At 74.5% G+C, this 24,681-nt stretch carries 21 protein-coding genes; 5 read left to right on the forward strand and 16 right to left on the reverse strand.

The genetic code is table 11. The features are described from left to right. Positions 1 to 45 precede the first annotated feature (45 nt). From OG737_RS23215 to OG737_RS23235, 5 genes are all read left to right on the forward strand, one after another. Positions 46 to 648 (forward strand): DUF5998 family protein, encoded by a 603-nt coding sequence (locus OG737_RS23215; RefSeq protein ID WP_328928050.1) that lies wholly within the window; start codon positions 46 to 48, stop codon positions 646 to 648. After that, complete coding sequence (locus OG737_RS23220; protein WP_328928051.1) at positions 648 to 1,853, forward strand: nucleotide pyrophosphatase/phosphodiesterase family protein; 1,206 nt, start codon at positions 648 to 650, stop codon at positions 1,851 to 1,853. The genes OG737_RS23215 and OG737_RS23220 overlap by 1 nt, the downstream gene beginning before the upstream one ends. 58 nt (positions 1,854 to 1,911) lie before the next feature. Then, positions 1,912 to 2,562: a thymidine kinase gene (locus OG737_RS23225; RefSeq protein WP_328928052.1), complete on the forward strand. Its 651-nt coding sequence runs from the start codon at positions 1,912 to 1,914 to the stop codon at positions 2,560 to 2,562. A 499-nt stretch (positions 2,563 to 3,061) separates the two neighbouring features. After that, positions 3,062 to 3,214: a hypothetical protein gene (locus OG737_RS23230; RefSeq protein ID WP_328928053.1), complete on the forward strand. Its 153-nt coding sequence runs from the start codon at positions 3,062 to 3,064 to the stop codon at positions 3,212 to 3,214. Positions 3,215 to 3,333: 119 nt separating this feature from the next. After that, complete coding sequence (locus OG737_RS23235; RefSeq protein ID WP_405921929.1) at positions 3,334 to 4,815, forward strand: UDP-N-acetylmuramoyl-L-alanyl-D-glutamate--2,6-diaminopimelate ligase; 1,482 nt, start codon at positions 3,334 to 3,336, stop codon at positions 4,813 to 4,815. An 88-nt stretch (positions 4,816 to 4,903) separates the two neighbouring features. Here OG737_RS23235 and OG737_RS23240 read toward each other — a convergent pair whose 3' ends face one another. From OG737_RS23240 to OG737_RS23315, 16 genes are all read right to left on the reverse strand, one after another. Then, positions 4,904 to 6,151 (reverse strand): NADase-type glycan-binding domain-containing protein, encoded by a 1,248-nt coding sequence (locus OG737_RS23240; protein WP_405921930.1) that lies wholly within the window; start codon positions 6,149 to 6,151, stop codon positions 4,904 to 4,906. A gap of 41 nt (positions 6,152 to 6,192) precedes the next feature. Next, positions 6,193 to 6,765, reverse strand: a complete 573-nt coding sequence (locus OG737_RS23245; protein ID WP_405921931.1) for a phage tail protein — start codon at positions 6,763 to 6,765, stop codon at positions 6,193 to 6,195. Continuing rightward, positions 6,762 to 8,726 (reverse strand): putative baseplate assembly protein, encoded by a 1,965-nt coding sequence (locus tag OG737_RS23250; RefSeq protein ID WP_405921932.1) that lies wholly within the window; start codon positions 8,724 to 8,726, stop codon positions 6,762 to 6,764. The genes OG737_RS23245 and OG737_RS23250 overlap by 4 nt, the downstream gene beginning before the upstream one ends. Beyond that, positions 8,726 to 9,148 carry a GPW/gp25 family protein gene (locus OG737_RS23255; RefSeq protein WP_190184825.1) on the reverse strand — a complete coding sequence of 141 codons (423 nt, stop codon included), beginning with the start codon at positions 9,146 to 9,148 and terminating at the stop codon, positions 8,726 to 8,728. Before OG737_RS23255 ends, OG737_RS23250 begins: the two co-directional genes overlap by 1 nt. After that, positions 9,148 to 9,465 carry a PAAR domain-containing protein gene (locus OG737_RS23260; RefSeq protein WP_328928058.1) on the reverse strand — a complete coding sequence of 106 codons (318 nt, stop codon included), beginning with the start codon at positions 9,463 to 9,465 and terminating at the stop codon, positions 9,148 to 9,150. The genes OG737_RS23255 and OG737_RS23260 overlap by 1 nt, the downstream gene beginning before the upstream one ends. A 60-nt stretch (positions 9,466 to 9,525) precedes the next feature. After that, positions 9,526 to 11,343, reverse strand: a complete 1,818-nt coding sequence (locus tag OG737_RS23265; protein ID WP_328928059.1) for a VgrG-related protein — start codon at positions 11,341 to 11,343, stop codon at positions 9,526 to 9,528. Then, entirely contained in the window at positions 11,340 to 12,065 is a 726-nt protein-coding gene (locus OG737_RS23270) for a LysM peptidoglycan-binding domain-containing protein (protein ID WP_328928060.1), read from the reverse strand. The genes OG737_RS23265 and OG737_RS23270 overlap by 4 nt, the downstream gene beginning before the upstream one ends. A gap of 60 nt (positions 12,066 to 12,125) precedes the next feature. Then, positions 12,126 to 12,551 (reverse strand): phage tail protein, encoded by a 426-nt coding sequence (locus OG737_RS23275; RefSeq protein ID WP_030664136.1) that lies wholly within the window; start codon positions 12,549 to 12,551, stop codon positions 12,126 to 12,128. A gap of 34 nt (positions 12,552 to 12,585) precedes the next feature. Beyond that, the gene (locus tag OG737_RS23280; RefSeq protein WP_405921933.1) at positions 12,586 to 15,837 is read right to left on the reverse strand and encodes a hypothetical protein; all 3,252 of its coding nucleotides are present in this window, start codon (positions 15,835 to 15,837) and stop codon (positions 12,586 to 12,588) included. Positions 15,838 to 15,841: 4 nt separating this feature from the next. After that, on the reverse strand, positions 15,842 to 16,000 hold the full coding sequence (locus tag OG737_RS23285) for a DUF6760 family protein (protein ID WP_328928062.1): 159 nt from the start codon (positions 15,998 to 16,000) through the stop codon (positions 15,842 to 15,844). After that, the gene (locus OG737_RS23290) at positions 15,997 to 16,494 is read right to left on the reverse strand and encodes a hypothetical protein (protein WP_328928063.1); all 498 of its coding nucleotides are present in this window, start codon (positions 16,492 to 16,494) and stop codon (positions 15,997 to 15,999) included. Before OG737_RS23290 ends, OG737_RS23285 begins: the two co-directional genes overlap by 4 nt. Continuing rightward, a complete protein-coding gene (locus tag OG737_RS23295) occupies positions 16,491 to 16,931 on the reverse strand; it encodes a phage tail protein (RefSeq protein ID WP_388557119.1) in 441 nt (146 codons plus the stop codon). Before OG737_RS23295 ends, OG737_RS23290 begins: the two co-directional genes overlap by 4 nt. A 41-nt stretch (positions 16,932 to 16,972) precedes the next feature. Further along, positions 16,973 to 18,538, reverse strand: coding sequence for a phage tail sheath family protein (locus tag OG737_RS23300; RefSeq protein ID WP_328928065.1), 1,566 nt, complete (start codon positions 18,536 to 18,538; stop codon positions 16,973 to 16,975). 165 nt (positions 18,539 to 18,703) lie between these two features. After that, entirely contained in the window at positions 18,704 to 20,809 is a 2,106-nt protein-coding gene (locus OG737_RS23305; RefSeq protein ID WP_405921934.1) for an ATP-binding protein, read from the reverse strand. Beyond that, positions 20,806 to 21,510 carry a DUF4255 domain-containing protein gene (locus tag OG737_RS23310; protein WP_328928066.1) on the reverse strand — a complete coding sequence of 235 codons (705 nt, stop codon included), beginning with the start codon at positions 21,508 to 21,510 and terminating at the stop codon, positions 20,806 to 20,808. Before OG737_RS23310 ends, OG737_RS23305 begins: the two co-directional genes overlap by 4 nt. Continuing rightward, entirely contained in the window at positions 21,507 to 24,674 is a 3,168-nt protein-coding gene (locus OG737_RS23315) for a hypothetical protein (RefSeq protein WP_405921935.1), read from the reverse strand. Before OG737_RS23315 ends, OG737_RS23310 begins: the two co-directional genes overlap by 4 nt. Between the last annotated feature and the right edge of the window lie 7 nt (positions 24,675 to 24,681).

The following is a 24,681-nucleotide window of genomic DNA, read 5'->3' on the forward strand; positions in this document are numbered from 1 at the left end:
TACGGAGAGGCCGGGGCGCCCCGTGCGGGCCTTAGGATGGACCTCATGGCGAAATCCGGTACGACGACCCAGGGGCTGCGCACGGCGATCGAGCGCAGCGGCTACTACCCGGCCCTCGTGGCCGAGGCCGTGGAGGCCGCGGTGGGCGGCGAGCCGATTTCGTCGTACCTGGTCCACCAGGAGACGACCTTCGACTCCAACGAGGTGCGCCGCCACGTCACCGTGCTGGTCCTGACCGGAAACCGCTTCATCGTCAGCCACACCGACGAGCAGGCCGCCGACGCCGGGTCCCCGTCCCCGTACGCGACCACCTCCACCGAGTCGGTCAAGCTCTCCAGCATCTCCTCCGTGGTCCTCAGCCGCGTCGTCGCGAACCCGGAGTCCTACACCCCCGGCACCCTGCCCCGCGAGGTCGTCCTGACCATCGGCTGGGGCGCGGTCTCCCGGATCGACCTGGAGCCGGCCGCCTGCGGCGACCCGAACTGCGACTCCGACCACGGCTACACCGGCAACTCCACCGCCGACGACCTCAGCCTGCGGGTCAGCGAGGCGGGCGACGGCCCGGAGGCGGTGCGCCAGACCCTGGTCTTCGCGCAGGCGCTCAGCGAGGCAACGGCGGCCACCTCCACGTCCACCTCCGCCCGCTGATGGCGTACCCCGCCGCGCAGAACTGGGCGGACGAGCCGGAGCTGCTGGATCTCGCGGCCGCCCCCGTCCCCGAGTACGGCGCCGGCTCGCTCGCCGACCTGCTGCCCACCCTCGTGGCCGGCCAGGGCGTCCCCGGTTTCACCGCCTCCATCGCGGAGCTGACCCCGGCCGACCGGAACTGCGTCTTCCTGGTCGACGGCATGGGCTGGGAGCAGATCAAGGCCCACCCGGACGAGGCTCCGTACCTCACCTCCCTGCTCGCGGGCTCGCGCGGCGGCACCGGCCGCCCGATCACCGCGGGCTTCCCGGCGACCACCGCCACCTCGCTGGCCTCGGTGGGCACCGGCCTGCCGCCCGCCCGCCACGGCCTGCCCGGCTACGCCGTGCGCAACCCGGCCACCGGCGAGCTGATGAACCAGCTCCGCTGGCAGCCGTGGACCGCGCCCAAGCCCTGGCAGCCGTACCCGACCGTCTTCCAGCTGGCCGACAAGGCCGGGGTGCACACCGCCCAGGTGTCCTCGCCCGCGTTCCAGACCACCCCGCTCACCAAGATCGCGCTGTCCGGCGGCACCTTCCACGGCCGGATGACCGGCGAGGACCGGATGGACCTCGCGGCGATCCAGCTCGCGGCCGGCGACCGCTCGCTCGTGTACACGTACTTCAGCGAGCTCGACGGGGCCGGCCACCGCCACGGCGTGGACTCCGACGCCTGGCGCGGCCAGCTGATGCTGGTCGACCGGCTCGTGCAGCGCCTCGCCGAGCAACTGCCGCCGCGTACCGCCCTGTACGTGACCGCGGACCACGGCATGGTCGACGTCCCCTTCGACGAGGACTCCCGGATCGACTTCGACGAGGACTGGGAGCTGGGCGCGGGCGTGGCCCTGCTCGGCGGCGAGGGCCGGGCCCGGCACGTGTACGCCGTGCCGGGGGCCGGGGCCGACGTGCTGACCGTGTGGCGCGAGGTGCTCGGCGACCGGTTCTGGGTCGCGAGCCGTGAAGAGGCCCTGGAACTGGGCTGGTTCGGGCCGCCGGGGGAGTGCGACGAGCGCGTGCTCGGCCGGATCGGGGACGTCGTGGCCGCCGCCCAGGCGGATGTCGCGATCACCGCCTCGCGCAACGAGCCCAACGAGTCCGCCCTCGTCGGAATGCACGGCTCCATGACCGCGGCCGAGCAGCTCGTCCCGCTGCTCGAAATCCGCACCTGACCGACGCTCCTCCCTGCCTCCCCCTCCTGCCCACGACCGGAAAGGTCCCGTACTTCCCATGCCCGAGCTGGTGTTCTTCTCCGGAACGATGGACTGCGGAAAGAGCACTCTGGCGCTCCAGATCGCCCACAACCGTGACGCGCGGGGGCTCCAGGGCGTGATCTTCACCCGTGACGACCGGGCGGGCGAGGGCAAGCTGTCCTCGCGGCTCGGCCTGGTGACGGAGGCGGTCGAGGCGCCGGAGGGAATGGACCTGTACGCGTACCTGGTCGCCCAGCTCTCCAAGGGCGGCAAGGCGGACTACGTGATCGTGGACGAGGCGCAGTTCCTGGCGCCCGAGCAGATCGACCAGCTCGCCCGGATCGTCGACGACCTCGACATGGACGTCTTCGCCTTCGGCATCACCACGGACTTCCGCACCAAGCTCTTCCCCGGCTCGCAGCGGCTGATCGAGCTGGCGGACCGCCTCGAGCAGCTCCAGGTCGAGGCCCTGTGCTGGTGCGGCGCCCGCGCCACGCACAACGCCCGTACGGTGGGCGGGGAGATGGTCGTCGAGGGCGCGCAGGTCGTGGTCGGCGACGTGAACCGCCCGGCGGAGGAGATCGGCTACGAGGTCCTGTGCCGCCGCCACCACCGCCGCCGCATGACCTCGGCCGCGGCCCAGGCGGGCGCCCTCTCCCCGGACGTCCTCCCGGTCAACCACGCCTGACGGGTCCCGGATGCCGCGCCTGCGGAACGGTGAGGTCGTGGACACCGCAGGTAACGGGCTTCGGATCCGCCCTCCTGGAGCCGGTCGCTCCAGGAGGGCGACGGGGCGGGATCAGCTGCGTTCCGACAGGGCGTTCGTGTCGTGCCTCTGGGCTGCCCCCACTTCAATTTGATGATCGCCGATGCGTAGGTGCAGGGCCGCTTCGTATACGTAGAACACCACCAGTAGGTCACCCAGCCTGCCGTAGTGCCCAGTTGGGCTCGGCGCGCACTGTGGTGCGGGTCGGTATCCGCCGTGGACGTCCAGTGATCCTGTGGCTGGTTCGAATCGGGCGCTCTGGTCCGTGCGCGCCAGGACGAGCGCCGCCCCACCTGAGCCATCGCCTCCCGCCATGCATCCACGTACGGGGACGGCTGGTCGCCGTCGTAGACGGACCGGTGGCCTTCGCGCGCCAGCAGTGGTGAACCCCGGGCCGCTGGGTGGGCCGTACACTCGGCCCATGGGTCGCACACGTTCCTCGAGGCAGTGCCTGCAGCAGGCCGCCTCCGGTATGCGCCCGGCCGCCGGGGTTCCGACCGTCGTCGACCCGGCCGGCGCGGCCCTCGCCGTACCGTCCAAGACGCGCCGTACGGCCCTGCACGGCCACGGCTAGCGCTTCGCGCCTCCGGCCCCTCTGCTCCACATCACCACAGCAGCTTCCCGGCATGCCGCCGGCGCTGCCGCCTGGCTACGGCCGCACGCCCGGGCCCGAGCCCCCTCGAAGGGATCATTGTGAAGCTGAGCGAATTGCTGGCCGGGCAGGAGCACCACGTCCTCCAGGGTGATCCGGACACGACGCTGATCACCGCGGGAACCACCTTCGACGCCGACCGGGTGATGCCGGGCTCGCTCTTCATCGCCGTACCCGGACACCGGGAGGGCGGCCCCGGCTCCGTCTCGCCCGCCCTGGCCCGGGGTGCCGCCGCCGTACTCGTCGACGGCAGTGAACCCGCCCTGCCGGCCGCGGGATGGCCCCCCGGCACTTGCGCCGTCCGGGTACCCGACACGCGGACGGCCGCCGCGGTGGTGACCTCCCGCTACTTCGGCGAGCCCGGGCGGCAGATGGACATGGTGGCGATCACTGGCACCAACGGGAAGACCTCCGTCTCGTACATGGTCGAGTCCGTCCTGCGGATCGCCGAGGGCTCCAGGGTGGGGGTGATCGGAACCGCCGGAAGCAGGATCGGCGATGAGCCGATCCCCATGCCGCCATCGGTGCTGACCACGCCGGAATCTCCCGACCTGCAGTACCTACTGGGGTACATGCGCGACCGCGGGGCCGCCGGCGTGGTGCTGGAAGCCACCTCGATGGCGCTGCTGACGCACCGGGTGGACCGTACGTTCATCGACGTCGGGGTCTTCACCAACCTCACGCAGGACCATCTGGACGACCACGGGACGATGGCGGACTACCGGGACGCCAAGCTGCGGCTCTTCCAGGGACTGTGCCGGCGTGCGGTGGTCAACGCCGACGATCCGGTGGGCGCGTCCATCGTGTCGATGATGCCGGGTGCGGTGACCACGTACGCCCTGGACCGCCCGGCTCACTACCGGGCCACCGACCTCGTGGTGAGTGCCTCGGGTACGCGGTTCACGCTCCACCACGACGGACGTGCCTACCCGGCCTCGATCCCGGTCCCCGGCCGGTTCTCGGTGGCCAACGCGCTGGCCACGGTGGCGGCCTGCCATGTGCTGAGGCACGAGCTGGGCCCCCTGGTCGACGCGCTCGACCGGATGCCGCCGGTCCCGGGCCGACTGGAACGCTTCCGGACCCCGCTGGGCACGTCGGTGATCGTGGACTACGCCCACTCGCCGGACTCCCTGGACAAGGTCCTGACCACCATCCGGGGTTTCGCCCGCGGCCGGGTGATCACGGTCTTCGGCTGCGGCGGGGACCGCGACACCACCAAACGGGCCGAGATGGGCCAGATCGCCGGGACCCATTCCGACCTTTGCGTCCTGACCTCGGACAACCCCCGCAACGAGGACCCCGAGGCCATCCTGGACCAGGTCTCCCCGGGCCTCACGGCGACCGGCACCCCCTTCCGGCGCTACACCGACCGCCGCCAGGCGATCGCCTTCGCCCTGTCCGCGGCGGGCCCCGACGACACGGTCCTGATCGCCGGCAAGGGCAGCGAACCACACCAGATCGTCGGCGAGGAGCTGCTGCCCTTCAGCGATATGGCCACGGTGCGCGAACTGGCCCAGACCTAGGTCGTCTGCGGTACCAGGCGACGCGGCCCAGGCGGGCGCCCTCTCCCCGGACGTCCTCCCGGTCAACCACGCCTGACCGGCCGGGCGGTCAGCTGCGCTGGAAGAACTCCACCTCCGCCAGGGCGACATGGCGGTCCGGGGCCGACCCGGCGGGTGCGTCGAGGGTCAGGCGGATCGCCGTGACGTCGCTGATGCCGGTGGGGAACGTCTGTGGACCGGGTTTGTCGCTCAGGGTGAGCTGCTTGCGGACCTTCTGGCCGTCCTGTGCCGTCACTTCCATGTCGATCTGGAGCGCCCGCCCCTGGTTCGCGTACTCCTCGGGTGAGGACGAGGCGCCGTTGGTGATGATCACGTCGACCAGGCGGAACGGCTTGGCGAAGGTGTACGTCGCCGAGGCACCGGGGCCGGGCACGCCCCAGTAGCGGTTGCTGAGCCCGTCCGTGCTGTGGCTCACCGGGTGCCCGGGCAGCTCGGCGCTCGCCTCGACGCGGGTCGGGGTCACCGCCTTGGCCTTGCCGAGCTTGTCCCGGGTGTCCTCGATCAGGTGGCGTCCGGCCGGCAGCATCAGGAAGCCGGCCGCGCACAGGGCCAGCACCACGGCCAGGATCACCAGGAAGCGCACCATCCGGCCCGACCCCGCCCGCGTGCGGCGGCGCAGCGGCCAGATCGTCCGCCACCACGGCAGGGGAGCTGGTGCGGCGCCGCTTGTCAGCGGCGCCGCGCAGCGGCGGCAGAAGCGGCGGTCCGACGGGTTGGGCGTGCCGCAGGAGGGACACGGCACCCCGGCCACGTCGTCGCTCACCACAGGGGCACGCACGACCGGGCGCGGCGCGACGGCCTTCGCGGGCCGCACGGGCTGCGGGGACGCCGATGCCTGCGGCGCGACGGCCTCGGGGGCGACGGCCTCGGGGACGGCGGCCTGGGGGACGGCGGGTGGCCGAGCGGCGGGCGCCGTTCCGGGTCGGGTCCGGTCCTCCCCGCCCGCCGCACGGGCCGTCGGGAGCGGTGTCCGCGGCGGATCAGGCTCCGACGGGGAGGGGGCTGCCCCCGAGGGCGCGGGCGGGGCGGACGGCGTGGACGGGGCGGAGGGCGCGGACGGCGCGGACTGTGCGCCGACGGGCGCGGGCGGGGCCGGCTCCGCTGCCGAGGGGGCGGGCGGGCCGCCCTCCGCGGCAGCGGGCGGCCGGGAGTCCACCCGTTCGGGAACCGCGTCCCCCGCACCCGCAGGAGGGGCAGCCGGGGCGGTGTTCGGGGTCGTCCCTGCCGCACCCCGCGCGGGGGTGGAGTCCGACCAGCCCAGGTAGGCGCCGCAGTTGCCGCAGAAATCGTCCGTCACGCCGTTGGACGCACCGCACACGGGACACGCACGCAATGCCATCAGCTCCCTTCACCTGCGGGCGGCCCGGGCAGGACCTCCACCCGGCAGACCGTATGAACCGGGCACAGGGTGCGGACGAGCGAGCGGACCCGGTCCACGTCCACCTCGTACGCCTCTCCCGTGCCGCGCGGCCACACCCGTACCAGGACCTCGCCGGCCGGGGGAGGCGGCGGCTCGGCACCGGCCGTACGGGACCAGGTGGCTGTGCCGTCCCCGCTGACCTCGGCGGACACGCCCAGCACCAGGCGCAGGGCCTCGGTCAGGCCGCGCCGGGTGCCGCGCCACCGGTGCAGTTCCACCGCGCGTGCCACCGCCTCGCGCCGCAGTGCGGTCGGCCAGTCGGGGTCGTCCGCGCCGCCGACCCAGGAGGCCAGCCAGGACAGGAAGTCGGCCGGGGCCAGCCGCGGGTCGAAGTACGAGGGCAGGTTGTCGAGGGTCGTGAACACCGGGGCCAGGACCGTGTCCAGCCCGGCCGTGAACCGCTGGGCGAAGTCGTCGTCGGCGTACAGCGCGGGCAGCTGCTCGCCGATCGGGTGCCTGCTGGGCAGGCCGGGGACGGCGGCCCGGCTCATCCGCGCGCCCCCGGCTCCGGCGCCGTCACGACCACCTGGTGCTGGTAGGAGAAGACCAGCGTGCCCGCGCCGATGTCGATGCGGTCGACCGGGGCGCCGCGCCGCCCGGTGATCGGGTCGGCGGCGAACATGCGGATCTCCTCCACCAGGACGTCCCCGATGGCGCGTTGCAGTACGCCGAACACCTCGCCGTACTGGACGGGCCGCCCGAACGGCCAGCCGGTTCCGTCGGGCCCGCCGTGCAGCGGGTTGAGGTGCCGGAACAGCGCGGCGAGCGCCGCGTCGCGCACCCGGTCGGCGTCCCCAGCGGGCGCCGACAGCCGGGCGACCACGGTGACGCCCTGGTAGACGGGCGGTTCCACGACGAGGCTGGTGCCGATCAGGCGCCGTTCGTCGAGGCTCGTGGTGATCGCGGTGAGGACCTGGTCGGAAGGGATCAGCTGCTCGAAGCGGATCCGGTCGCCCTCGTCGGCGACCGCGTCCGGCACCACCAGGACCCGTACCGCGCCCGCGCCGCCGCCGTCCGTGGCGGGCATGCAGCGGACCCGGCGCACCGAGGGCGCCGCCCGGCGGGCGATGATCTCGTAGTCCTCGGCGGTCACCGCGCGCTCCTGCATGCGCAGCGCCTCCGGGGCCCGCAGCTTGGCGTTGTCGATCGTCTCCCCGGCGACACCGCCGCGCGCCGCCTCCCGGTTGGTGACCCGGGCGACGTACGGGACGGAGCTGCGCAGTACGGAGATCGCGCCGCGCGAGACGTTGCCCGCCGGGCCGCCGCCCGTGCGGTAGCGGGCCACGCGGACCTGGGAGCCCTTGGGCGGTACGGCGCCGCAGGGGCGCAGGGTGCCGTCGGCCTCGCGCAGCACCGGCGGGAAGGAGAACTCGCCGGTGGTGGCGTCCACACGGACGTGCCGGTCGTCGGGCCCCGAGCGGCCGAAGTGCTCCACCACGTCCCAGCGCTGCCAGCCCTCGGGGGAGGACACCTCCACCACCGGGGGCTCCCCGTCGAGCAGCACGGGCGGGCGGCCGAGGCGGAAGCTCTGCCCCGCCACGCCCTCCGACGCGCCGAGCGGTACGTAGGCCACCCGCTCGGCGTGCTCCACGGTCATGGTGCCGCCGACGGTGAAGACGGCGGCCTCGCGCACGGTCGGTGACTCCGAGTAGAACGGCTGGCCGGGCTCGGGCTCGGTGACCCGGCAGCGCAGCCAGCCCGCGCGGGTACCGCTGATCACCGACGCGGTGTGCCCGGCCGGTACGTACACGATGATCTCGCCGGGCCGGTTCAGGCCGCCGGTGCTGTCGGAGTCCGTCGCGCAGCGCTGCCACCGGCCGCCGTCCCACGCCTCCCACACCAGCGGGGGCTGGCGCGGGTCGACACCGACGCCCTCGACGCGGCTGTCCAGGCGCACCGCGACCACGCAGCGCGGCACCGCCGTCGGCAGGCCGAAGAGCAGGGCGTCGCCGGGCTCGGGCGTCGCCTGGAAGCACGGTATGTCGCGGCCCTCGGCGAGCGCGCCGGTCCGGTCGGCCGGCTCACCGGTGCGGGGCGCGGCGACCAGCCGCGTCAACTCGCTGGGCACGATCCGCAGATCGTCGGTGGTGGCGAAGACCACGGCCTCCTCGGTCTCGCCGGCCGCGGTCGTCACCTCGGTGCCCGCGGGCAGCGTCACCGTGTCGGGCTGCGGGGCGGACAGCCAGAAGTCGACGTCGGCGGTGGCGGCCGAGGGCGGGTACAGCTGGATGCCCAACAGGTCGAGGAACGCCAGGTAGTTCTTGTCCGGGACCCGGTTCAGCCGGTACAGCAGCTGGTCCACGAGGTAGGCGAACGTCTCGATGAGGGTGACGCCCGGGTCGGAGACGTTGTGGTCGGTCCACTCCGGGGCGCGCTGCTGCACGTACCGCTTCGCCTCGTCGACGAGCTGCTGGAACCGTCGGTCGTCCAGGTTGGGGGAGGGCAGGGCCATCAGTCCGCGACCATTTCCTCGGCCCCCTCCTCGGAGGGGATCGTGTAGAAGGGGAAGACCAGGTTGCGCCGGTCGTTGGTGGTGCGCACCGTGTAGTGCACATCGATGTAGAGGGTGCCCGCCTCGACGGCGTCGAAGGCCACGACGACCTCGTCGACCGCGATCCTGGGCTCCCACCGTTCCAGTGCCTCGCGCACCTGCTGGGCGACCCGGCCGGCGGTGTCGCCGTCGCCGGGGGCGAAGACGTACTCGTGGATGCCGCAGCCGAATTCGGGCCGCATCGGCCGTTCGCCGGGCGCGGTGCCCAGCACCAGGCGGATGGCCTCCTCCAGCTCGCGCTCCCGCTCGACCATGGCTATCCCGCCGGTCGGTCCGACCCGCAGGGGGAAGGCCCAGCCGCGCCCGATGAACCGTTCGCTCATCACACGCCCCCGATCAGGACGTTCGGGGCGCCGGTCAGGACCATCGCGCCGCACGCGGTCTGGTCGCGCGCCCGCGCGGCGGGCAGCCCGCCGATGAGCACCGCGCCCGCGGTGAGGGCGGCCGGGTTGGGCATGATCACGTTGGCCGGGCCCATGGCCGCGTGCGGCGGGACCACGCAGACGTGCAGGCTGCCCACGACGGCGGCGGGACGGCCGCCGATCAGCACCGTCGCCACCGCCGCGGCGGCCCCGGGCGGCGGTGTGGCGAGCCGACCACCGTGGTTGGTGGGGTCGCCGGTACGGGCTGCGGCTGGCATCGGGTGCTCCTCGGGGAAGGCGGTCGTGGTGCAAGGGGCATGGGCATGCGGGTACGGGGCTCAGTTGATCCGGATGAGCCGGGCCTTGAGGACGGCGAGCAGGCCGCCGTTGACGGTGACGTCCGTGGTGCCGTTCACCTTGACCGACCGGCCGCCGATGCTGACCCCGGCGGTGCCGTCGATGTCCACCTGGCGGCCGGACACCTTCACGGTGCCCTTCCGGGCGTCCAGCGTGATGCCGCTCTTGTCCAGCAGGACCGAGGTCAGGGGACGGCCCCGGCCCGCGTACACGGTGAGCTCGATCCGGTCCCGCCGGTCGTCCATGCGTACTTCGAGCCGTTCGTCCCCGGTCACCAGCCGCAGCCCGGAGGGGCCGGGCGCCGCCGCGTCCAGCAGTTCCACGCGGTGGCCCGAACGCGACACGATCGAGCGGCGGTTGACCTTGCCGCTGGTCTTGTCGATCAGCGGCACGTCGTGCGGTGAGGGTTTGTCCACGCCGTTGTAGAGCCCGCCGATGACGTACGGGCTGTCGAGCAGGCCCTGCTCGAACCCGACCAGCACCTCGTCGTTGACCTCGGGGCTCACCACCCCGCCGCCGCCCTTGCCGCCCCACTGGACGGTGCGCACCCAGTCCGTGACGTAGGTGTCGTCCAGCCAGGGCAACTTCAGCCGCACCGCGCCGCGTTCGGAGCCGTTCGGTTCGCGCACGTCCGTCACCACGCCGATCGCAAGGCCGGGGATGCGCGGCCCGCGACCCGGCGCGTTGGCGCCGGTCACGAGGCCGGTCAGGGAGCGGTCCGGGCTGGCGCTGACCCACACGGTCGTGCGGAAGCCGCCGTGCGGCTCCAGGACGTGCTGCACGGCCGTGGCCGTGTACCGGCCGGAGAACGCCTGCCCGACGTTGCCGAGGGCCACCGGCTTGCCGGCCCGCAGCAGCGGGTTCCCCTCGGCCACCGCCTCCAACTCGCCGAAACCGGCGCTGATCTGGGCCGCCGCCGCCTTCGCGACCGCCGTCGTCTCGGCCTGCGTGCGGTAGGGGGTGTCGGTGACGGACACGGCCGCCGCCCCGAACCGGGCGGCGGTCTGCGGGCCGAGGCCCGGAACCACCGTGTCGCTGACCACGGACGGGTGTTCGGCGACGAGCGGCCGCTTCGTGGTCACGTCCCAGCCGCGTACCTGCACCTTCGAGGCGCCGTCGGCTGCCGACAGCGCGGCCCGCAGGGCGAGGAGGTTCCGCCCGTACTCCAGGACCATCGGGTCGCGCACCGCCGACGTCGACGGGGCGGGCGCCCCCGACGCCTTCACGGGCCGGGTGAACTGGAGCAGCCCCTTGTCGTCGACGCGCACCTGCGCGCCGCTCTCGCCGGCGAGGTACTGGAGGAAGTCCCAGTCGGAGACGTTCGCCTGGGACAGCTGCTTGTACGTGACCGGAGCGGCCTCCACCTTCCCGACGGCGAGTCCGGCTCCGGCCGCCACCTTGCGGACGATGGCGGCGGTCGTCATGTTCCGGTACGCCACGACCTTGCGGCCGCGCTGGAGCCGGTGCGCCTTGGAATAGGCGCGTACGACGGTGAACGAGCCGGTGCGGTCCCGGTCGATCTCCAGGGCCGTGACCTCGCCGTTGAACAGCCGTTCCCGCGTCTGCCCCTTCGCGGTAGCCACCGACACCCGCAGCGGGGTGCCGATGGTGATGCCGGTGGCGCGCAGGAACTCGTGGTCGGGGTCGCGGTAGGTGAGCACCGCGGTGTCGGGCAGGCCCACGTTCTCGTCCACCACGCAGCTCACCAGTTGCGCCGCCCAGGTCTGCGGCAGTTCGCCGGGGGCCTCTACGATCGGGTCGGCCGCGAACGACCGGCCTCCGGGTTCGGACCCGCTCACCGCTGTTCCTCCTCGCCGTGCTGGTCCCGCGTGCCCGGCACCACGAGCTCGGTGCCGGGGACGAGTGCCATCGGGTCGTCTATGCCGTTGGCCTCGGCGATGGCCCGCCAGGCCGTCGCGTCGCCGTATTCGCGCCAGGCCAGCATGGCCAGACTGTCGCCCGCCACCACGGTGTGGGTGCTGCGGGCGGTGCGTGAGCCGGAGGTCGGGTTCTGGCCGGGCGGGTCGACGCTCGCCTCCTCGATGGACAGCGAGCAGGTGGCCCGCAGCGGCTTGCCGTCCACGTCGAAGAGCGTGTACGACACCGACAGGTTCGACAGGACCCCGTCGAACGACGTCGTCCGCGCGCTGCCCCACTCGAAGCGCACCCAGGGGCTCGCCGGCTTCTTGCGGCCGAGGCTGGCCGGGGTCGGCACGCACGCCTTCATCAGCTTCTCCACCGCCTGCTCCACCGAGTTGTCGTGTTTGGCGGTGGCGTCCAGGAACACTTCGAGGCTCAGGGTGCGCGGGCCGCTGCCCACGAACTCGGGCAGCGCCGACTGACCCGCCATCCGGGACGGGGACCGCCGCCACTCGGTGGTCTTGCCCAGCTGCAGCTTCGAGGGGTTGAACTGGAGGTCGAGCCGGGCGATCGTCCCGCCGGGCTTGGCCCCGACCGAGGCCGGGGGCTCTTTGAGGGTGAGCTGGGCCCTGGCGCGGCTGGCGCGTGCCGAAGAGGCCATGCCGTGGACTTCCTTCCGGAGCGGCGAGGACGAGGACGAGGAGCAGGTGGTGACGGTGGGTCAGGAGGGCAGCAGGCCCGCGTGGGCGATCTCCAGGGTCTCCACCGCCGCCGCGGAGTTGGCGGGGTCGAAGGACGGCCCCTGCCAGCGCACCGGGACGATCCCGAACACCTGCCAGCTGATGATCCGGCTCAGGTCGGGCCGCAGTGCCACGATCTCGCCGTCCTTCGGTTCGACCCGCCGCAGCGTCTCGTCCAGCCAACGGCCGATCTTCGCCGTGTCGGCCGTGACGGGCCGGGTGAGGGTGATGTTCGACCAGGTCACGCGCCCGGGCAGCTGCCAGGTGAAGCCGTTGTTGCCGCCCTCGGCGTAGCTCTCCATCTCGACCTCGGCGCCCATGCCGGAGCAGGTGTGGAAGGCGCCCAGGTCGTTGCCGCCGATCGCCAGCCGGAAGAACACGCTTGTCGCGAAGATGTTGTCGGTCATCGGTCCGTCGTCCGTTTCTCGTTCGTACGTGTTCTCAGCGGCGCCCGTCGAAGGGCCTGCCCGCGCGTTCCCGGCCGCGCCGCAGCTCGGTGCGCAGGAGGCGGGCGACCGGATCGAGCAGACGCCGTGCCAGGTCGTCCAGGTCGAGGTCGCCGCCGTGCGGCACCGCGTCGCGTGCACCCTCGGGCCGGCCGGCCGCGGCGGTCTTGCCTGCGCCGATCGGAGCGGGGTCGGTCCGACCGGGGTTGCTCTGACCGGGGTTGGTCCGACCGCTGTTGGTCGTGGTCCCGCCCGTGTCCCGCTGTACCGCAGGCGGGCCGCTCGCCGGTGGCGCGGGGCCGGTCGCCACCGGGGCGACGACGGGGGCCGGTGTCCTGGGGCGTACGACGGGTACGGTCCCGGCCGCCGACGCGGCCGGGGACGGCTGGACCACGAGCGGTGGTGCGTACGGGCCGGTCACGGGCAGGGGAGCGGCCGCGGCGGAGGCCGCCCCGGACGACGCGGATGCCGGGCGCACGGCGCGCACGGGACGCGGGCCGTGGCCAGGGGGTACGGGGGCGGGGGCGTGCGGCGCGGGTGTCGGCGAGGCCGCTGCCCGTGGCCCGTCCGCGGCTCGCTGGATCTGCGGCGGTGCGGTGGACGGGCTGGACGGGGTGGACGGCGCGGACCAGCGGGCCGGGACCACAGGGCGGCCTGCCGGGCGGGGGGCGGGGGCGGCCGTGCCTCCGGGGCCTCCCATGTCACCGGTGCCGAGGGTCAGCGGCCGTGCCGCCAGGAGCTGGAGGGTGCGGGGCGCGTACGGCGCGGCCGTCGCGGTGTCGGCGCGCTCGTGGTGCGGGGTTCCGCTCCGGTCGGCGACGGCACGTGCCACGACGAGCGGGACCGGGCCGATGCCCTTGCCCTGCGGGGTGGCGGTGGCCCGCTGGACGAGCGGGGGAGTACCGGCCGGGCCGCCGGCGGCCGCGGAGGGTACGGCGGTACGGCGCTGCACGTCGCCGGCGCCCAGCACAGGCGCGTGGACGGACGGCGCCTGGGGCCGCGCGGCGCGGGACCGGGAGGAGACGGACGTGGGCACGGCGGCGCTCGGTGGCAGCGAGGGCAGGGGCGCCCCCAGGCCGGTGCGTACGCGCGGCGCAGACCGTTCCGGCCGTTCCGGGGCGGGGTCCGGCCGGCCGGTCGGTTCTGCCTGGCGCTGCACCGTGGGCATGGCGGGTGCGGTTGCCGGTGCGGGCGCCGATGCCGGTGTGGGTCCTGGGGCCGCTGTGGCCGTGGGCGGTAGTTCGGTGAGGGGCGCGCCGAGAGGTGGGCGCGTCTGCGGGGGTGCGGGTTCGGCCTGGCGCTGCACCGTGGGCATGGCAGGGGAGGCGGCGGGTGCGGCGGCGGTGACGGGGGTCGTTGTGGCGGTGGGCGGCAGTTCGGTCAGCGGCGCGCCGAGCGGTGCGCGTGTGCGTGCCCGCTGCACCGGCGTCTGCGGGGGCGTGGGTTCCGTTTGGCGCTGCACCGTGGGCATGGCGGGAGCGGGCGCCGATGCCTGGGTTGCCGTGGTCTGGGGCGGCAGTTCGGTCAGCGGCGCACCGAGCGGGGCGCGGGTCTGCGGGGGTGTGGGTTCTGCCTGGCGCTGCACCGTGGGCATGGCGGGGGCCGATGCGGGCGCGGGGACGGGGGTCGCTGTGGCGGTGGCGGGGGGCGGCAGTTCGGTCAGCGGTGTGCCGAGCGGTGCGCGGGTCTGCGCACGCTGTACGGGCGTTTCCGAGCCGGCCCCGGGCAGGACGGGGGCGGTGTCCGGCGCCTCGGGGGGACGTACGGCGGACACGCGTCGCCGGGGCGTGGCCGGGACCCGGGCGACGGTCAGCGTACGGCCGACGGCGCGCGGCCGGACCACGGTGGTACGGGTGGTGCCGCGGGCCTCCGGGGCGGGCGACTCCTCACCCGTGCGACCGGGATGGGCATCCGAGGCCGCCCGTACGGGCGTGGACCCGGTGGCGCGGGCAGGTGCGCCGGACCCGGATGCGCGCGCCGCGGCGCGCTGGACGGGAGGACCGGACGGGGACGTCGTCCGGGCCGCCGGGGCACCTTCGGCGGACGCCCCGGGGACCACCGCGATGCGGCGGACCAGCGGGAACCGCGCAGGCGTCGCCGTACGGTCGGCATCGGCAGGGGACACTGCGGCCCGCTGCACGGCGGGAGCGGGCGCCCCCAGCACGGCCGCGGAGTGCGTGGACGTGAGGCCTCGGGTGGCGGCCCCGGCCTCCCCCGACGTCCCGGCATCCGGCCGGACCGTGCCCGCAGCGCCACGTGCGAGGGCACGCGCGACGACGGGGCCGGGCGCGCCGGCACCGGCGTCCTTGGCCCGGGCCCGCGCGCGGTCGCTGCCGCGGGACGGCGCCACGGCGTCCGCCGCGGTCGGGTTCCCGCCCGATGCGGACGCCTCCGGATCCGCGGCCGGGCCGCGCGAGCCCGAGGACGGAGCGCCCGCGTCGCCACGGGCGGTGGTACGCGCGACGACCGGACCCGGTGCGGACCGGTCCGTGCCCGAGTGCTTCGGGCCGGGCGGCGTCGTGCCCGAGGACGGGGCGCCCGAGGACGGGGCGCCCGAGGACGGGGCGCCCGAGGACGGGGCGCCCGAGGACGGGGCGCCCGAGGACGGGGCGCCCGCGCGGCCACGGGCGGTGGTACGCGCGACCACCGGACCCGGTGTGCCGGGCTCCGCGCCGCGGGTCGGGGGTACGGCGTCCGGTGCGGACCGGTCCGTGCCCGACTGGTTCGGGCCGGGCGCCGTCATGCCCGACGACGGGGCGCCGGGTCGCGTACGGCGCGAGATCTGCGGGGTGTCGCGCCGCCGCGACGGCGCTCCCGGAGCCGACGGCCGCACCGGCTGCGTCTGCCCGGCCGGCTCCTCCGCGCCGGGCTCGGTGCGCAGCGCCCGCAGGAGCAGGGGGCCGCCGCCGCTGTGGGTGGGGCGGGCGGTGGCGGAGCGGGCGACCCCGCGTACGAGACCGGCCGGGGCGGACGGCAGCAGGGCGTGGGCGAGCCCCGTGTCGAAGGACGGGTCGCGCCACGCGGCCAGGCCGGAGCGGAAGGCGAGCCCGTCACTGACGCCCATCGGCGCGCGCGACACGGTCAGTTCGGGCGGCGAGGTCATGCGCCAGCCGCCGTCCCAGTCGCCGGGCACGGCGACGTCCCGTGCGGCAGCCGTGTTCTGGTCCGCCGCCGCCGCCGGCGGCGCCAGCGCGGCCGCGGTGTCCGGCACGGCGGCACGCCGACGCAGCCTGTCCCGCCATGCCATCTGTTCAACCACCTTCGTTCACACGGGTGTTGATACGAGCTATCTCGGTGACCCAGTTCTGGCGCTCGCCGTGGGTCAGGTCGAGGATCTCGTCGCGCTGCCAGTGGAAGTGGTAGGCGATGTACGCGATCTCCTCCCGGAGCCGGGGGAGGGCGTACGTCACGATTCCCCCAGGCGCCCACCGGAGAGGTCGACCTCGAAGCCGCCGTCGCAGTGCGGGCAGGTGACCGCCGCGCGGGTGTGGCCCTCGCTGTTGACGCGCCGGTAGAAGTCCTGGAGGAACGCGACGTCGGTCGCGTACATCCGCTCGACGACCCCGGCGTGCACGTCGGTGATGGTGCCGAGCCGGGTGATCACCTGGCTCAGCAGCACCACGCTCAGGTACGCCGGGTTCTCCTTGACCCGCAGGTCGATCTGCGGGCGGAGCTCGTCGCGCGCGGTGGCCAGGCGCATCGCACCGTGCCGGTGCACGGTGCCCGCCTCGTCCACGTACCCGCGCGGCAGCTCGAACTCGAACTCCGTGCGCAGCCCGTGGTCCTCGCGAGGGGCCGGAGCGGCGGCGGCCGGGGGTGCCGCCGCCTGCTCCGGGGTCTGGGCGGGCGCCGTGACCTGGAGGATCTCCTCCAGGCTGCCCGCGGTCACCGTGCGGCGCCTCATTCGACGATGATCTCCTCGAACACGATGGTCACGGACTCGGTGGCCGCCGCGGACTCGCCGGCCTTGAGGGAGGGGCCCTCCCACTTGGAGGCCCAGCCCTGCATCAGCTGGATGCGGCGGACGGTCGATCCGGTGGAGTCCTTGATCTCGATGGTGAGGTTCTGCCGCGCGGTGTCGACGGCGCCGTTGTTCAGCGTCTCCTTGATCCACTTGGTGAACTCGCTGCTCTTGTCGAGTCCCCGGGTGATCGTCACCTCGCCCGCCTGGCGTGCGCCGGGCTGCTTGCGGATGATCTGCTTGCCCTCCGCGCTGACCTGGCGGACCTCGACGACCTCTTCCTCGACGGTCAGACCGCTGATCTCCTGGATCGACTCGACCAGGTAGCCACCGAGCTGTACGCCGAAGATGTGGGTGGAAAGAGCATCGCCCTCTGCCATGACTGTCCTTCACCTTTCCTTGCTGCTGCTGCCCCGGAGGGTCACTCGTCGATGAGGCTGGTGCTGTCGGAGAACTGGGCCAGCCGGAACACCACGAACTCGGCGGGCTTGACGGGCGACACACCGATCTCGCAGACCACGCGGCCCTGGTCGATCGACTCCTGCGGGTTGTTGTCCCGGTCGCACTTGACGTAGAACGCCTCCGCCGCCGTGCGGCCGAACAGGGCGCCGCGGCGCCACTCCTCGGTCAGGAACGCGGTGACGTTGCGCCGGATGCTCGACCAGAGCCGGTCGTCGTTGGGTTCGAAGACCACCCACTGGGTGCCCAGGAGGATGGACTCCTCCAGGTAGTTGAAGAGGCGGCGCACGTTCAGGTAGCGCCAGGCCGGGTCGGAGGAGAGGGTGCGCGCGCCCCAGATCCGGATGCCCCGGCCGGGGAAGGCCCGTACGCAGTTCACGCCGATCGGGTTGAGCAGGTCCTGCTCGCCCTTGCTCAGGCGCAGTTCCAGGTCCACCGCGCCGCGGATCACCTCGTTGGCGGGGGCCTTGTGCACACCGCGCTCGGCATCGCTGCGCGCCCACACACCGGCGATGTGACCGCTCGGCGGGACGGTCGTGTTGTGCCCGGCGGCCGGGTCGAAGACCCGCACCCACGGGTAGTAGAGGGTGGCATAGCGGGAGTCGTAGCCCGCCTCGTCGTTGCGCCAGGTGCGCACCTGCTGCGCGGAGAGCCCGGGCGGGGTGTCCAGCACGGCCACCCGGTCGCCCATCTGCTCGCAGTGCGAGATCACCGCGAGCTGCACGGTGCGCACGCCCTCGGCGTCGATGTCGCCGCGCTGGTAGGCGCTCATCAGGTCCGGCACGGCGACCATCGTGATCTCGTCGATGGTCTCGAGGCCGGCGAATCCGGTGCGGGCGGCCGCGTCGCCGACGTACTCGGCCGGGTCGAGCCGGGACACGGTGCCGTTGCCGGTCGCGGCGGGCACGGCGGCCGGGGCGTCGGGCAGGGCCAGGGTCTGGCCGGCGGGCCGGGTCTGGGCGGCGGAGCGCTGCTCCGTGACCTCGATCAGCTTCGAGGCGCGCGCCTGGGTGACGAGGTAGCCCTTGACGTTCTTGCGGGCGGAGACCTCGAAGGTCTCGGCGACCTGCTCGCCCTGGCGGACCAGGAGCTTGAAGCGGTCCTCGGGCGGGTTCTCCCCGTCCGCGTCGGCGATCTCCACGGACACGCCGGTGACGCCCGGCCGCGCCGTGATCAGGAAGCCGCCGAGCTCGACGGGCTGCGCCGCGCGGGGCTGGGGGACCGCTCCCGCGGTGGCCGGTGCGGCGGAGGCGTCGTCACGGTCGGATCCGCCGACGCGGACGACGTACGCGGCGCCGCCGCCGTTGGCGAAGTACCCGTAGACCGCGTGGGGCAGGTAGGTGCCCTCGGTGAAGCCCCCGAAGTGCTGGCTGTACTGGTCCCAGCTGGTGACCAGCGTCGGCTCGTGGAAGGGTCCGCTCTGGGCGAACCCGACGAACGCGGCGACGGCGGTGCCGACCCCTTCGATCGGGCGAGCACCGGACTGCACCTCCTCCACGTACACGCCCGGGGTGAGGTACGTCGGCATGCTCGCTCCTTCGTCACGGCTTGGCAATCAGGTCTGGTCACAGCCTTTCCGGCTGCCGCCGCCGGCGGCAGGGGCGTTCGGACCTGGCCAGGGGCAAGTGCGCTGCCCTTGCGGTCGCCCCCGCCGGACCGGCCAGGCAGCCCGCCCGGCACGCCGCGGCCCAGGTCACACGTCCGTGATCCGGCCCAGGTACGGCCCGAACTCGCTCTCCAGGAGCAGGCGGCCGAGCTTGCGGTACTCCTGGGCGACGGCCGTCACCACCTGGGGCATGGTCAGCGGCTCACCCGATGCGGCCGCGGAGTAGGCGGCGGTCACCGCGCAGGCCCGGATCGAGCCTCCGGCGAGTTCGAACCGGTCCGCACAGAAGCCGAGATCGAGGTCGTCGGTCCGGGGCAGCCGGTCGCCCAGGCACCGCTCCCACAGGGCCAGGCGCTGGGCGGCGTCGGGCACCGGGAAGTCCGCGACCACGTCCAGGCGGCGGGTGAACGCCTCGTCGAGGTTGGCCCGCAGGTTGGTGGTCAGGATGGCGATGCCGTCGAAGGACTCCATCCGCTGGAGCAGGTACGCCGACTCCATGTTGGCGTGCTTGTCGTGGGAGTCCTTCACCTCCGAGCGCTTGCCGAAGATCGCGTCGGCCTCGTCGAAGAGCAGCACCGCGTTGACGGCCGACGCCTCGGTGAAGATCCGCTCCAGGTTCTTCTCGGTCTCGCCGACGTACTTGTCGACGACCGTGGACAGGTCCACCACGTACAGGTCCATGCCCAGGTCGGCCGCCACGACCTCGGCGGACATGGTCTTGCCGGTGCCGGAGGAACCCGCGAACAGCGCGATCACCCCGCGCCCGCGCCCGCCGCCGGGCCGCATGCCCCACTGCCCGAGGACCTGGTCGCGGTGGCGCGCGCGCACCGCGAGTTCACGCAGCCGACGGTGGGTGGGGGCGGGCAGCACCAGGTCGTCCCAGCCCACCGCGGGCTCCACCCGGCGGGCGAGGCGGGCCAGGCCCGCGCCGTTCTGGGCCCGTACCGCGGTACGCAGGTCGTCGGGGTCGACCGGGCGGCCGTCGAGCGCGGCGGTGCGCGACGCGGCGTCGGCGGCCCGCCGAAGCTGCCCGGCGTCGAGGCGGTGCGCGGCCACGGACCGGGCGAGCGCGTCGGCCTCGCCGGTGTCCCCGCGTTCGCCGGCGGCCCGCTCCAGCGCGTGGCGCCAGCGCACGGCCTGCCGGTCGGGGGAGGGGGCCGCCACCGTCACGGTGACGGGGGTGGCGGCCGCCCAGGCGGGTTCCCAGCCGCTCGTACCGTGCGTGAACAGGGGGATGCCGCGCAGCGCCGTGCACAGAGTGCGCAGGACGTGGGCCCGCTCATCGGGTTTGTCGGGCAGTTCCTCCAGCGGCCCGAGCAGCACACCGGCGCCCAGCAGGCGGGCCTCGCGGGCGGCGGCGCGGGCGAGTGCGGGCAGGGCGCGGGTGTGGTGGGTCAGTGCCGCCGGGTCGAGGACCAGGGGGCGCAGTCCGCAGGCGTGCAGTGCGGCGGCGGCCAGGCCCTCGGGGTCGCCGCCGCGGGTCCGCAGGTGGACGTGGCCGGTGCCGCTCGTGGCCGCGGCGGCGGCCCGGTTCAGTTCGTCGGGGTCGACGGCCGGGTCGTCGGCGGCCTCGCCGAGCACCTCGGCCAGACGCGGATCGGGCGCGGCGTCGCCGAGCAGGTGGGCGGTGACCCGGTCCGGGACGGCCAGCACCCGGGACAGGGGCGGCCGTTCGGCCTCCGTGACCTCCAGCAGACCGCCCGCGACGAGCGGTGCGCCGGGGGAGAGCCGGAACCGGGCGGCCGCGACCCGGCTGCGTCCGCACAGTTCGAGGGCGAGTCCGACGGTCGGCCGACGCCGTGTCAGGTCGTCGTTGAGGTAGCCGTAGAGCCGTTCGAAGCGGGCGTCCAGGTCCGGCGCCAGGGCGACCAGGAGCAGGTCCACGTCCAGCGGATCCAGCCCGAAGCGCGTCGCGAGGACGTCGAGCGGCGAGCCGGGCGGAGGGCCGCCCGGTGCGAGCGCGGGCAGGCCCGGCCCGTGCTCCTCGTCCAGGATCTGGGCGACCCCCTCGGGAGTGAAGTACTGGCCCCGGTAGGGGTCGTCCAGGTCGGGGTCGACGGCGCGCCGGAGCGCCACGGCCAGCCGTACCCGCTCCTCGACGAGCCGGAGCCGCGTCCACAGGTACGGGACCTCGTCGGCGCCGGCCGGGTCCGGTGCCGTGTCCGGTGCCGGGGGCTGGAGGGTGTGCGTCACGGCTGCCGTTCTCCTCGTCGGCGGCGGGCGGGAGCCTTGGGCCGTTCCCGTGAGCCGCCGAAGCCTTCCGGCCCCGGTGCGCCCAGCTCGACGTAGCGCAGCCGGCGCGGGCTCCCGTCCTCGCCCGGTCCGGCCTGCGGTACGGAGTTCACCACGAGGCCCTCGGTGACGGGCGGGGCCGTGACCTTGCTGATGCCTGCCAGCGGCGCCTTCACGCGCAGCCCGAGGGACGGCTTCAGCTCGCCGCCCAGCGCCGACCACACGTCGGAGGCGGCCGGCGCGTCCATTCCGGTGCCGCCCGCGTCCACGTCCACGATCAGGCCGAGCTCGGCGAGCGTGCCGGTCAGCAGGCGCGGGGGCAGCGTGTCGGTGGACACGAGGCAGGAGAGCACCTGGGAGAGCAGCCGGTGCTCGTCCTGCGGTCTGCTCGCCCAGGCGGTGACCAGGTACGTCAGCTCGAACCAGCGTGGCGGGGTGCGGCGCGCGACGACGAACCCGTCCGCGTCGTACACCTCGCCCGCACCGCTGCCGCGCCGGGTCGGGTCCTCCCTGATGTCGTACAGGAACACGCAGACCGTGGGCGCGCTGCGGCGTGCCGCCCAGTCACTGGTCGGCGCGTCGAACACGACCTCGACGCCCGACGCCTCCAGGCCGGATTCCGCCAGCAGCCGCCGCAGCCCCTCGTCGACCTCGTGGATCACCGGCGGGTCACCTCGTCGGGCGGCTGCACCGTGCCGTTGACCACGAGGAAGTCGGTCTGCACCGGGGAGAAGCCGGGGCCGCTCGCGGTGATGACACGGGGGCCGGTCTGGTCCTTGGCGAGGATCAGCAGCTGCCCGATGAACGTGCCGTCGGACCGGGGGAAGGTCGGTGCCGCCGCGGCCGTGATGCCCGGCTTCCAGGTGAACCGCACGGGCACGCCGGGCGGGAAGTCCTCGCCGCGTACCGAGGTGACGAAGCCGGGCCTGCCGATCGGCGGCACGGCGACGATGCGCGGCTGGAGGATGCGCAGCTGCTGCTGGGCGCTGTTGTCGCCGGGGTCGGCGTCCGTGCCGGTCGTGGTCAGGCTGCCGGTCACGAGGCCGGTGAGCGCCTTGTCGGGGTTGAGGACGACCCGCAGGACGGTCCGGGCGCCCGGAGCCAGGTCCGGCAGTGCGCACTCCCAGTTCTGGTCGCAGCCCGGCGGCGGCCCGGCGTGGGGCACGCCCTGCGGGAGGCCGATGCGCAGACGCAGGCCGGTGGCCAGGGCGTTGCGGCCGTTGCGGACGGTGTACGTGACCACGACGCGGCCGCCGACGTAGCCGGGGTTCGGCTGCGCCGTGACGCTCACCCCGGGGCCGGCCGGGGGTGCGGGCGGTTCCGGCTGCGGCGTGGGCGTCGTGGGCGGGGTGGTCGGCGGGGCCGGGGTCGGCGTCGGCGGGGTGGGCGTCGGCTTCGGGGGTACGGGTGCCTCGTGCACCGGCACCACGGTCCGCCCGGTGTTGTCGCTGGGCCGGGGGTCGAGGACGCTGCCGGTGACCGACCAGTCCACCGGCTGGTCGCCCGGGGTGACGCCGGCGAGGGTGACGGTCACCGGGACGGTGGTGCCGGGGGGCACCACGCCCAGGGCGCAGGTCAGGGCCGCGGCGTCGCAGGTGGCGCGGGGTGCGGTGAGCGCGGTGACGTTCACGCCGAGCGGGGGCGCGACGGTCAGCCGGGTGCCGGGTGAGGCCGCCGGGCCGTGGTTGACGACGTCCACCCGGACGGTGGCCGAGCCGCCGACGGTCAGCGGCGCGGCCTTCTCGGGTGCGCGCACCGCGAGGTCCACCGACTGCTGCACGCTCGGTTCCTTCTGCCGGCCCGGCAGGCCGGTGACGAGCAGGTTGTGGGCGCCGGTCGCCACGTCCACCAGCTTCAGCTTCTCCGGGCTGTTGGCGGCCCGGTCGCCGCGGGCACTGAGCACCAGGCTCTTGCCGTCGGCGGTCCAGGCCGCGTCGCGGGGCTGGAACGGTCCCTTGGCGGTGGGTTCGGGCAGTTCCCGGCCGCAGGCCCCCGACAGGTCGCGGGCGGAGTCGGGCAGCAGGACCCGGCAGGTGCCGCCCGCCGGAGAGACGAGCAGGATGCCGCTGCGCTCGTCGACGCGGCCTCCGCCGTTCTTGCGGTTGAAGGCGATGGTGGCGCCGTCCGGCGAGAACGCCGGGCTGTCGTCGATGACGTCGCAGGCACCGGGACAGTTGGTCGCGCTCAGGTCGCGCTGCTGGTCCAGGCGGTCCACGGGCACGGTCCAGATGTGCTTGTTGCCTCCGCGGCCGTTGATCACGAGGTTGCGGGTGAAGGCCAGCGTCGTGCCGTCGGAGGACCACGTGGGCTGGGCGTCGCCGCCCCGGGCCTGGCCCGCGGGCGGGGTGATCTCGCCACGGATCGCACCGGTGGCGGCGTCCGCGATCAGGATGCGCGCGGGGCCCGCGGCATCGCCGACGCCGCCGGGCGAGGTCCGGGTGAAGGCCAGGAACCTGCCGTCGGGGGAGAACGTCGGGTCGGTGTCCCAGTCCTTGGGGCCGCGGCCCGCGAGCGGCAGGGGCGCCTCGTGGGTACCGTCGGCGTCCGCGATCCAGATCCGTTCGATCCGGGCGTCGGGCTTGCCCTCGAAGCGCGTCACCACGATCCTGCGCCCGTCGGGCGTGTAGTTCTGCCGCTCGGTCCACGGGTCGTACCCGGCGGCGGGCTGGAACAGCGGGTCCTTGGCCGGGTCGGTGTTGGTGTCGGCCGCCGGGTCCTCGTCGAGGATGGTCAGGTTGAGGTCGCGGGGGTCGGAGCCGTCCATCCGGGCGTCCTGCAGGGTCACCGCGTGCGGCCCGGCCGCCGAGATCCGCTCGACCACGATGCCGCCGCCGGTCAGCGGACCGAGCCAGGTGGCCGGGCCGACCTCGCGGTTCTCGCTGAGCTCCACCTTGGGCGGGTCCGCCGAGTGCGCGGGCACCCGGAAGACGTGCTCCCAGTCGCCCTTGCAGTCACAGGTGCGGTCGGGGCTGAGGAAGAGCAAGCCGTTCCCGTCGGGCAGCCACGCTGCCCCGTGGGTACGCCAGCCCGCCTGGGCGCCGGCCAGCAGCGGGCCGTCGCCGCGCCCGTCGGTCCAGCGCAGGCGGGGCCCGGACGGTCCGGTGGCGGTGTAGGCGATCACGTCCCGGTTGGCCTTGTCGTCCACCGGGTTCCACACCGGTTCGGTGGCCGTGCCGTTGGCGGGGTCGGTGACGCGGGTGGCGCCGCCGCCCCGCAGGGGGCGTACGTAGACCTGTCGGCCGACGGCCCGGTCGCCGTCGGAGGAGTACGCCAGGCGTCCGCCGTCCGGCGAGACCGTCGGGTGCTCCTCGTTCGCGGGGGTGTCGGTCAGCCGGGTGAGGCCGGTGCCGTCGGTGCGCACCAGCCACAGGTCGCGCTGGACGCCACCGGACGCGGCGGGCTGGACCGAGTCGAAGACGACCGAACGGCCGTCCGGGGTCAGCCGGGGGTTCGCCACGTCCAGGCCGCTGGTCAGACGGCGCACCGAGCCGTCCGCGGACCGCAGGTAGACCTGCGGGGCCCGCTCGTCGCGGCGGCTGGCGAAGACCAACTGGTCGCCCTGCGCGGCGGGCTGGAGGTCCTGGTGCACCGGGCCCTCGCCGAACAGCGGGGTGCTGGACGTGTCGCTCGCCACCCGGCCCAGACTGCGGTGGCGCGTACCGGCGTACGCGACCCGGCTGTCCCCGGCGTCCGCCGCGAGGGTTCGTGCCTCGGCGTCGCCGGGGCCGGAGGCCGCCGTCACCGCGAGCAAGGGGATCAGCAGCAGCAGTGACGCGCCGACTCTCCCCCAGCGGGGTCGCCGACCGCCGGATCCACCCGTGCCCATCAGGGTC

The organism is Streptomyces sp. NBC_00122 (assembly GCF_045160845.1).
Lineage (GTDB): Bacteria > Actinomycetota > Actinomycetes > Streptomycetales > Streptomycetaceae > Streptomyces.